This is a genomic window from Archangium lansingense (assembly GCF_026626635.1).
Taxonomy (GTDB): Bacteria; Myxococcota; Myxococcia; order Myxococcales; family Myxococcaceae; genus Archangium; species Archangium lansingense.
On the sequence record NZ_JAPNKA010000001.1, the window covers coordinates 12,932,501 to 12,942,500 of the forward strand.

5 protein-coding genes, 2 rRNA genes and 1 pseudogene (1 of these 8 only partly in view) are annotated in these 10,000 nt (G+C 64.0%); 4 read left to right on the forward strand and 4 right to left on the reverse strand.

The features are described 5' to 3' along the window. The first annotated feature begins 1,783 nt into the window (after positions 1 to 1,783). The 3 genes from OV287_RS52070 to istB are packed head-to-tail and all read left to right on the forward strand — an operon-like array spanning position 1,784 to position 4,385. Positions 1,784 to 2,113 carry a hypothetical protein gene (locus OV287_RS52070; RefSeq protein WP_267535216.1) on the forward strand — a complete coding sequence of 110 codons (330 nt, stop codon included), beginning with the start codon at positions 1,784 to 1,786 and terminating at the stop codon, positions 2,111 to 2,113. 9 nt (positions 2,114 to 2,122) lie between these two features. After that, positions 2,123 to 3,637, forward strand: coding sequence for an IS21 family transposase (istA, locus tag OV287_RS52075; RefSeq protein WP_267541562.1), 1,515 nt, complete (start codon positions 2,123 to 2,125; stop codon positions 3,635 to 3,637). Then, positions 3,618 to 4,385 carry an IS21-like element helper ATPase IstB gene (gene istB, locus OV287_RS52080; RefSeq protein ID WP_267537744.1) on the forward strand — a complete coding sequence of 256 codons (768 nt, stop codon included), beginning with the start codon at positions 3,618 to 3,620 and terminating at the stop codon, positions 4,383 to 4,385. The genes istA and istB overlap by 20 nt, the downstream gene beginning before the upstream one ends. A 180-nt stretch (positions 4,386 to 4,565) precedes the next feature. Here the strand turns inward: istB and OV287_RS52085 are convergent. Then, positions 4,566 to 5,107 (reverse strand): annotated as a pseudogene (locus tag OV287_RS52085) (IS66 family transposase); the annotation flags it as partial. Beyond that, positions 5,104 to 5,733 carry a transposase gene (locus OV287_RS56665; RefSeq protein ID WP_373371892.1) on the reverse strand — a complete coding sequence of 210 codons (630 nt, stop codon included), beginning with the start codon at positions 5,731 to 5,733 and terminating at the stop codon, positions 5,104 to 5,106. The gene OV287_RS56665 and the pseudogene OV287_RS52085, both read right to left, overlap by 4 nt. A 356-nt stretch (positions 5,734 to 6,089) precedes the next feature. Between OV287_RS56665 and OV287_RS52090 the strand changes: the two genes are divergently transcribed. Next, positions 6,090 to 6,278: a hypothetical protein gene (locus OV287_RS52090; RefSeq protein WP_267541564.1), complete on the forward strand. Its 189-nt coding sequence runs from the start codon at positions 6,090 to 6,092 to the stop codon at positions 6,276 to 6,278. A 650-nt stretch (positions 6,279 to 6,928) separates the two neighbouring features. Here OV287_RS52090 and rrf read toward each other — a convergent pair. Together rrf and OV287_RS52100 are read right to left on the reverse strand one after the other, a co-directional pair. Further along, positions 6,929 to 7,045: ribosomal RNA gene (gene rrf / locus OV287_RS52095) — 5S ribosomal RNA — on the reverse strand. 168 nt (positions 7,046 to 7,213) lie between these two features. Then, positions 7,214 to 10,000, reverse strand: a 23S ribosomal RNA gene (locus OV287_RS52100); it runs 182 nt beyond the window's last position.

Genomic DNA, 10,000 nt, shown 5'->3' on the forward strand with positions numbered 1-10,000 from the left:
GACTTCGTATTTCGTCTTTCACTTCTTCGTCCGGGGCCTCCGTCGCCAGTGCGACTTCGCCTTTCCGTCCGAGGGGCCGCGGCTTCTATCACCACCGCGTTCAGAGTCAACCCCGTACTGCCGACTCCGTATTCCTCCCACCTGGAGTCGTCACCAGCGCGACTTCCCCCTGTGGAGGGGCGCGGCTTCTACCACCGCCGCGTCGGGAGTCAACACGCTTCTTCGACTTCATCTTCCCTCAGGTTCCGCCTGGCGCACGTGGCACTCGGCGGCCCCGACTGCCCTGCCGCGCCCCACTGGCGTCAACCTTCTCAGCCACGCCTCCCAACTCCCGCTCCACCTCAGTAGAGCTCGTAGAGCTCGGGGAGCCTCGAGCAGGCGCTACAGTCGCAGCATTCAGCTTGAGCTCGAGCCGTTAAGCGGTAGTCGCCATAAGTCCCCGCCCTCTTCCTTTCTACCCAGGTTCGCTCGATAAGCACCCGAAGGACCGGGGGCTCGGACGGATGCCTCCAAGGCACTCTGAACCGACGAGCCTGTACACAAGCATCGCCACGACCCGGCTGCCGCCTCTTTCCCCCTTCAGAAGGACTCAACACCTCTAGCTCTGCGCTCTCTGCTTCGAGACTCGATGTCTCCGAAATGAACAACGGGCGCGCACGCGACAGCAGGAGTAGATGGGCAACGGTCGCGGTATCCCAGCCTGAAACGTGGGCGAACAACCGCTCATGCTGGGCGGGCAGGTCACCAAGGTGCTCGACAAAGCAGCACGGCTCGGAGAGCACCATCGAGATGCCGTCCACAAAGACCCGCTCCGGGATGGCGAAGTCGCCGAGCATACTCGCGACGGCGGTCAGGTTGACGTCGCTGCGGCGAGTGCACGGGCAGGAGGGCGCAGCCGCACGGTCCATCGTGGGTCGCATCAATCCCCGAATGCCGCACGCCTGGCGTCCGTGGCCTTGGAATGGGGTGCGGCGAGCCGAGTCTGGGGATGCCCTCGGCTTGGCATGAGTCGAGAAGCCGACCCAGCCCACCTGAGATGGTGAAGGCCGTGTGATGTCAGCTCCGTGAGGCTTTCGCGCCACGCGGACCAGCCACGCTCAAGGAGCGCGATGAGCTCGGTAAATGCTCGCCGAGCCCCGTGGTCGAGGAGCTTGACGACGAGCGCGGGGCATGAGGGAGCGCTCACCGCGGTGCGACAGCCAGCGCGGCGCCCGGTCAGCTCAAGACAGGTGGGAATGAGTGCCGTGGCGCGTCAGCCCGCGGCGGGCTGCGCGAGCTGGTTGGGCAGGGGAATCGCTTCCCCGCGCAGGGCCGCCAGCGCGGCCTCTCGCAGGTAGCGCTTGGGGTCCACCCCGCACAGCTTCGCCGTCTGTTGATGGTCACCAGGAAGCGCAGGTTCCTGGTCATGGGTCGCCGGGGGTTGCCTGACTTCAAGACTACTCCCAGCGATGGGTGCGGCCGAGAAGTTGAGGGGGGGAGAGTGCGCCGGTGGAGTCCACGGTCGCGCGCGTCCTGAAAAGACGGAAGGCCCACCAGTAGCGGCTGGAGGGCCCTCCTTGGAGGCGCGCCCTGGTGTGCGAGAGGGGCGAGCCGGTGAGGAAGAGGTAGCGCACTCCGGGGCGCGGCGCCAGAAGCCGGCGCGCGCAGGAGTGTCGTGGAGGCGCTGCGCTTCGTGGTGTGCGGCCGGCCCGAGTGTCGGCAGGTGTTCTTCCTCTGCTCTGCGTGCGACCGTGGCCAGCGCTACTGCGGGCCGCCGTGCAGTCGAAGGGCGCGGGCGGAGTCAATGCGCGCGGCTGGTGCGCGCTACCAGCGCACCCGGGACGGACGGCACGCGCATGCCGCGCGGCAGGCGGCCTGGCGGGAGCGGCGGCGAGAGAAAGTGACGCATCAGTCTCCCGCTGCCGTGGCGCGGACAGCCAGTGTGCCCGTCGCGCCGGCCCCGGCCGCCACGCAGGTGGCCGCGGAGCCGAGCGCAGCGAGGCCACTGCCGCATGCACCGCCGCCCTCCATCCCCGCCTGCACCTCGTGCGGGCGTCAGAGTCCCTTCCTGCGCCACACCACACTTGCGCGCACCCACGTGGGCCGGCGCTTCAGGGCTGCCCGTCCGCCGTGAGGTGGGCCCATGATTTCCCCCGAACTCGCCGCCCGCATCCGCCGACTGCACTTCGCCGAGCACTGGAAGGTGGGCACCATCTGCTCCGAGCTGAGCGTGCACCACGACACCGTCCGGCGCGCCCTGACGCTCGAGCGCGTCAGCGGCACGGGGGTGAAGTCCGTCAGGCCCACGCTGCTGGATGCCTACAAGGGCTTCATCCAAGCCACCCTGGAGGCCCACCCACGCCTCACCGCCATGCGCCTCTTCCACATGGTGAAGGCGCGCGGCTACGTGGGTGGCCCGCTCCAGGTGCGCCGCTACGTGCGCACGGTGCGTCCCACCTCTCGCGCCGAGGCCTTCCTGCGCCGCAGCACGCTTGCGGGCGAGGAGGCCCAGGTGGATTGGGGGCACTTCGGCACGCTGCCCGTGGGTAACACGCGCCGCCCTCTGTGCTGCTTCGTCATGGTGCTGGGCCACAGCCGCGCCCTCTATGCGCGCTTCTTCCTCGACATGACGCTGGAGAGCTTCCTCAAGGGCCACGTGCTGGCCTTCCAGGCGCTGGGGGGCGTGCCGCGCGCGCTGCTGTACGACAACTTGAAGTCCGTGGTGCTCGAGCGCGCCGGAGACGCCATCCGCTTCCACCCGCGCCTGCTGGAATTGGCTGGCCACTACCACTTCGCACCCAAGCCCTGCGCCCCCTACCGCGGCAACGAGAAGGGCAAGGTGGAGCGCACCATCCGCTACCTGCGCGACTCCTTCTTCGCCGCGCGCACCTTTAGCGGCGTGGATGACCTCAACGCGCAAGCGGCGCGGTGGGCGGCCGAGGTGGCCCACGCGCGCCAATTGCCCGGCGACGTCACCGGGCGCACCGTCGCCACGGCCCTCGAGGAGGAACGCCCGCGGCTGCTGCCCCTGCCCGCACACCCGTTTCCCACGGACGTGGTGCGCCCCGTCGCCTCCGGCAAGACGCCCTACGTGCGCTTTGACTCCAACGACTACTCCATTCCACACACCCTGGTGAAGAAGCCCCTCACCCTCGTGGCCTCCGAGACACGCGTGCGCGTGCTGGACGGCTCCCAGGAGGTGGCCTCCCACCCGCGCTGCTTCGAGAAGGGCCGCACCCTGGAGCAGCCCGGCCACCTCGCCGCTCTCGCCGACGCCAAGGCCCGCGCGCACGAGCTGCGCGGCCGGGACTTGCTGCGCGCCTCCTGCCAGCAGGCGGAGGGCTTCCTCGCTGCCCTCGCTCAGCGCGATGTCTCGCTGTCACACCACACGGCGCAGTTGCTGAAGTTACTTACGCTCCACGGCGCACGTGCCCTGGATGAGGCCCTCGCCGAGGCCCTGCGCAAGGGGGCGGTGAGCGCCCCCGCCGTGGCCCACCTCCTGGAGCAGCGCGCTCGCCGCCAGCGTCAGCCTCCACCACTCACCGTGGTGCTGCCGGATGACCCGCGCATCGCCGCCTCCCGCACCCGCCCCCACTCCCTCGCCGACTATGACCGCCTCCTTAACAAGGACTCCGCCGATGACGACTCCACTCGCTGACCGCCTGGCCTCCCTCGGGCTGCACGCCACCTCCCAGGGCCTCGCGGACCTCATCGCCCGCGCCACCAAGGCCAGGTGGGGCGCTACCGAGATGCTGGAGCACCTGGCCGACGAGGAGCAGAAGGAACGCGGCCGCAGAAGTCTCGAGCGGCGCCTGTCTCGCAGCCGCCTTGGCCGCTTCAAGCCCATGGCGGACTACGACTGGGGATGGCCCAAGAAGATTGACCGCGAGGCCGTCGAGTCCGCCTTGCGCCTGGATTTCCTGGAGCGCGCGCGCAACGTCGTCATTGTCGCCCCTCAGGGACTGGGCAAGACGATGATCGCGCAGAACATCGCCCACCAGGCCGTCCTCAAGGGGCACTCCGCTCTCTTCGTCACCGCCTCCCAGTTGCTGCTCGACCTGGGTGCCCAGGACACCAGCCGCGCATTGGACCGCCGCCTGCGCCACTACACCAGCCGCACCAGCCTGCTCGTCATCGACGAGATGGGCTACCTCGCCTACGACGCGCGCAACGCGGACCTCCTCTTTCAAGTCGTGGCGCGCAGGTATGAACAACGCTCATTGGTGATGACCACGAATCTGGCGTTTTCGGACTGGCCGACCATTTTTCCCAACGCCGCGTGCGCCACCGCGCTGATTGACCGCGTCATCCACCACGCGGACGTCCTCGCTATCGAAGGCGAGAGCTACCGCCGCCGCGAGGCCGAGGAGGCCGCGACGACCAGGAAGGCGAAGTCCAAGCGCTGAGCCTCTCCTCGGACCGGGATGCCGGACCCCCGGCACACCTCCGGCTTCCCGGTCCAAATTTCCGCGCTTCCTCGTGAACGCCAACACCGTCTCCATCAGGCTGTAGTAGAGGGCCGCCACCTCGGTGCCGCGCCGACTCCGGCTGCCGTAGTGGTTCTTGCGCCCCAGCGCCAGCCCGCGTATGGCGCGCTCGGTGGCCCTATTGTCCAGCGGCACCCGAGGGTCCGTCAGAAACCGCGTCAGCCCCGTCCACCGGTTGCTCATGTATTTGATTGCCTGGCCCAGCGCCGACTGGGGCAATGCGCGTGCTCGCACGCCCACGGGTGCAGCCGCTCGATGAGGGGACGGCTCTTGTGCTGTCGCAGCTCCAGCAGACGCTCCAGGCTCTCGGCTCCCTCCTTGTACTCGCGCTCCACCGCGTACAGCCCGGCAATCATCTCCAGCGCCTCTTCAGCCTGGGGGAAGGCCTCCACGCACTCCACGTACTTGCGCCGCGCGTGCATCCAGCAGTTCACCAGGGTCAGCTTTCCCCCGGAGCCCGCGGCGGCGCTCTCGTAGGTGCTCAGCCCATCCACCATGAGGATTCCGCCAAAGTCCTGGAGCATGTTGCGCGCGGCCTCGGTGTCCCGGCCCTCCTGTATCCGGTACACCACGGCGTCAGGGGCGCACAGCGCCCAGGCGTGCCAGCGCGTCTCGTCTCCCCCCAGAATCTCGCCCTTCATCTCCGCCAGCGTCCCGCCGCACTTGGGACACTGCTTGTCGGACTCCTCCAGCGTGTGCTCCACCTCCAGCGCCGGCAGCGTGGGCTGGGCGCGCGGGCCGTGGCCGTGCGTGGGCGGCTCGGGTTTGTTCCCCTCGTCCTGCTCGCGCTGGGGGCGCTTCTCGCTGGAGCGGCCAAACAGCTCGCCGGTGCGCTGCGCGAGCTGCCGTTCCAACTCCTGCAAACGCAGCTGCAACGCAATGCCACTGCGTCCTCGAGGGACAATCCCTCCACCCGTACCCCTCCGGGCCCGTGCACCACCAGCCCCCCTCTTCTGGCCTCAGTGCGCGCGGCCTTCACCTCTACAGCTACCAGCGCGCTCCGCGCCGGCTCCTCCTGGGTGGCTCGGCGGGCTGCGCTGCCCCAGCGGCTGAGCGTCCAACTGCTCACGCCCAACTCCTTCGCCGCATCCTCCCTGCTCGCCCCTTCTTGCTGGCGGGCTCGCATGTACGCCACCGCTTCCTGTCTCTGCTCCTGCGTGTAGCGCGTACGCGGGCCCACTTCTCCTCGCTCCAGTACCTGTCGCCGGAACTTCTCTGCCTGCTCCTTCATATCCATCGCTTCCGCCTCCTTGGTGGCGACGGACATGCTCACGCCTCTGCGCTTACGTCACCGACGGGCTCGGGCGAGTACTTACTTCTCTTCTGCCGCCCTCTTCCGCTCCGTTGCATAGGTACAGACAAGCGCCCTCCGACTACGTACTGCGGCTTCAGGCGCGCATCGTCAGCGAACTCCACGAGCCCGCTCTCCGAGAGCTTGCGAAGCGCGTCCGCAACCAGGCGGACCATCTCAGCCGCGACACGCTCGTCGAGCTTCTTGCGCTGCTGATTGAGGAGCCCTCCAGCGATTCCGTACCAAGGAGCCTCTCGACAACCGCTGGAGCAAAACCTCGCGCTCTCCCACCGTATCGAACTCAAATCAAGGCATCGGTTGAAGGGCTCGAGGTGCTCGAACGCATCGACGAGGAAGCCGTACGCCGAGCCATCATCGCGACCGATATTTCAACCACGGCACAGCGCGAGGTCCACATCCGGGAAGAGCTCATCCCGGATAACTTCTCGTGCGTCTGGAAGGTTGAGCCCACCATGAGGGCTTCCTCAGCTCGCCAATATGATCAGCTCGCACGCGTGTGATGTGCAAGCGCATCGGCGACACGCCCCCGGTGGCGGTGTAGTGCACCTCGAATGTCAGCGCTCACAGGTTGCGAGCGGTCACGTCTGAGAGCTCGGCCGCGCTGTCCGCCAGGGCAGTACGCACGAGTGCCTCGGACTCGCCAACGCATCCTCCGAGACAGCCACAGTGGTAGAGCCTCCCGATCGATGCGGGGCCGCGGCACAGCAGGACGCTCGACACGAGCTTCCAACGGACGCAGGAGCAAATGGATGGCTCGTGGCCACGCGCATGAATAAAAGACGTGCCGCCCCACCCTGCTACCTGATCCCCGAGTCGCAAACTGAACGGGTGCGCGGGTTCCAGGCGCACATACACCACCCAGGTAGCGATAGACGCATTGGGAATAATCGGGCCACGCACTCTCATCGCCTCAATTGCCCGAGACCAGAGCACGCTTTAGCTGCGCACGGTCGCCCGCTGCGTCCTCTTTGGGCTCTATCGCCGTGCCGATCGCGACGTAGCGGCATCACCACCGCCGAGTGCTCTTGCTCCGAGCTTGCCCAAAGGCCAGGAGCCGGCGGGCAGTTCGAGCGCCAGGTCGGAGGGTAGCCCGCAAAGGCGAAGGCCCCGAGTTCTCACGTGTTGTGAGGACTCGGGGCCTTCAAAAAAAATCCGGCAGCGACCTACTCTCCCGCGCGGTTTCCCGCGGAGTACCATCGGCTCTGGAGGGCTTAACTTCCGTGTTCGGGATGGGAACGGGTGGGACCCCTCCGACATTGCCACCGGAAACTGAGTGACTCGTGCATACAAAGGGTAGTTTTCAATTCTGCTTTAGAGAAGCTTGTGCCTTCTTCCGGGCCGGCGCCGCTCTCTTTGGAGCGCGCTCGGGGCCTCGACCTTGGACTCGAATCCCTCAGCTCTCCCCTGGTGGGGTGGAGCCTGTGAGAGATTGAGGTATAGTAAGCCTCACGACCAATTAGTACCGGTTAGCTCAACGCGTTACCGCGCTTACACACCCGGCCTATCAACGTCGTAGTCTTCGACGGGTCTTCAGGGGCTTGCGCCCGGGATACCTGTTCTTGAGGTCGGTTTCCCGCTTAGATGCTTTCAGCGGTTATCCAATCGACACATGGCTACCCAGCGATGCCTCTGGCGAGACAACTGGTACACCAGCGGTGTCTCCAACCCGGTCCTCTCGTACTAAGGTCAGAGCCTCTCAAGTATCCTACGCCCACAGCAGATAGGGACCAAACTGTCTCACGACGTTTTGAACCCAGCTCGCGTACCGCTTTAATTGGCGAACAGCCAAACCCTTGGGACCTGCTCCAGCCCCAGGATGCGATGAGCCGACATCGAGGTGCCAAACCTCCCCGTCGATGTGAACTCTTGGGGGAGATAAGCCTGTTATCCCCGGAGTACCTTTTATCCGTTGAGCGATGGCCCTTCCATTCAGGACCACCGGATCACTATGACCTGCTTTCGCACCTGCTCGACCTGTCGGTCTCGCAGTCAAGCTCCCTTATGCCATTGCACTCGACGCCCGGTTTCCAATCGGGCTGAGGGAACCATCGCGCGCCTCCGTTACGTTTTGGGAGGCGACCGCCCCAGTCAAACTACCCACCAGACAGTGTCCCAGCTCCCGTTAAGGGGGCGTGGTTAGACACCAGAATCCGACAGGGTGGTATTTCACCGTTGCCTCCACCGAACCTAGCGGCCCGGCTTCAAAGGCTCCCACCTATCCTACACAGTCGAACCCTAGTGTCACTGTCAAGTTGTAGTAAAGGTTCACGGGGTCTTTCCGTCTTGCTGCGGGTAAACTGCATCGGCACAGCTATTTCAATTTCGCTGAGTCCCTCTCCGAGACAGTGCGGAAGTCGTTACTCCATTCGTGCAGGTCGGAACTTACCCGACAAGGAATTTCGCTACCTTAGGACCGTTATAGTTACGGCCGCCGTTTACTGGGGCTTCGGATCATCGCTTCGCCTTGCGGCTGACGAATCCCCTTAACCTTCCAGCACCGGGCAGGAGTCAGACCCTATACGTCGGCTTCTTGCCTTCGCAGAGTCCTGTGTTTTTGGTAAACAGTCGCTACCGCCATTTCTCTGCAACCTCTCTCGGCTTCGGCTGTACGCCTACACCTACCAGAGGCCCACCTTCTTCCGAAGTTACGGTGGAAATTTGCCTAGTTCCTTGGAGGAGAGTTCTCTCAAGCGCCTTAGGATTTTCTCCTCACCCACCTGTGTCGGTTTGCGGTACGGACACCCTGTAGACTCCCCGCGGAACTTTTCTTGGAAGCCGAGCATCAACGACTAATCCCTTGCGGGACGCCATGGGGTCTCGGGGATAGCTGCCGCGCCTTTTCATCGTACGCGACACCCCTACGCCTTTGGACTGGCACAACCACCGGCCAGCTCGTCTAGCTTTCTCCGTCCTTCCTCGGTTCAACGTCTACAAGATGGCGCAGGAATATTAACCTGCTTTCCATCACCTACGCCTTTCGGCCTCAGCTTAGGTTCCGGCTAACCCTGGGAAGATTAACTTGACCCAGGAAACCTTGGGTTTACGGCGAGGGGGTTTCTCACCCCCTTTATCGCTACTCATTTCGGCATCAGCACTCGCAACCACTCCAGCAGCCCTTGCGGTCTACCTTCGCCGTAGTTGCAACGCTCCCCTACCACTGCATGCGCCTGACGCATGCAATCCGAAGCTTCGGCGCTAGTCTTGAGCCCCGTTACATTTTCGGCGCGGCCTGTCTCGACCAGTGAGCTATTACGCTTTCTTTAAAGGATGGCTGCTTCTAAGCCAACCTCCTGGTTGTCAATGACCTGCCACATCCTTTCTAGTGTTCACTTAGACTAGACTTGGGGGCCTTAGCTGTCGGTCTGGGTTATTCCCCTCTTGCCAATGGACGTTATCACCCACTGACTGCTTCCCGGGCTAACAATTACTGGCATTCGGAGTTTGGTACGGTTTGGTAATCTGGTGAGACCCCTAGCCGTTCCAGTGCTCTACCTCCAGTATTGAATTACCCAAGACGATACCTAAATATCTTTCGGGGAGAACCAGCTATCACGGAGTTTGATTGGCCTTTCACCCCTACACACAGCTCATCCCAGAAATTTTCAACTTTCATGAGTTCGGTCCTCCATGAGGTGTTACCCTCACTTCAACCTGGCCATGTGTAGATCACCCCGCTTCGGGTTATAATGCACGCAACTGTAGTCGCCCATTTAGGACTCGCTTTCGCTCCGGCTCCACCTATCGGCTTAGCCTCGCTACGTACATTAAGTCGCCGAATCATGATGCAAAAGGTACGCCCTCGCACTGGGTTGCCCCGTAGTGCTCGGACTGCTTGTAGACATGCGGTTTCAGGTTCTTTTCATTCCCCTCACCGGGGTTCTTTTCACCTTTCCCTCGCGGTACTTGTCCACTATCGGTCGCCAAGGAGTATTTAGCCTTACCGGATGGTCCCGGCTGATTCAGGCAGGATTGCACGTGTCCCGCCCTACTTGGGTACCCCGCTCGGCCTCCACCAGTTTTCGCGTACGAGACTGTCACTCTCTTTGGTGCACCTTTCCAGGTGCTTCCGCTAACCGGCAAAGGTCCTACCGCGGACCCGCAACCCCAGTGCCACTTGCGTGACACTGGTTTAGGCTGTTCCCGTTTCGCTCGCCACTACTCCGGGAATCACTCATTGTTTTCTTTTCCTCAGGGTACTGAGATGTTTCACTTCCCCTGGTTC

What these genes read in the sequence shown, in the direction of transcription:
- OV287_RS52070 (WP_267535216.1), top strand. Translation starts at nt 1,784, where the DNA reads ATGCGCGCGGCTGGTGCGCGCTACCAGCGCACCCGGGACGGACGGCAC.
- istA (WP_267541562.1), top strand. Translation starts at nt 2,123, where the DNA reads ATGATTTCCCCCGAACTCGCCGCCCGCATCCGCCGACTGCACTTCGCC.
- istB (WP_267537744.1), top strand. Translation starts at nt 3,618, where the DNA reads ATGACGACTCCACTCGCTGACCGCCTGGCCTCCCTCGGGCTGCACGCC.
- OV287_RS56665 (WP_373371892.1), bottom strand. Translation starts at nt 5,733, where the DNA reads ATGTCCGTCGCCACCAAGGAGGCGGAAGCGATGGATATGAAGGAGCAG.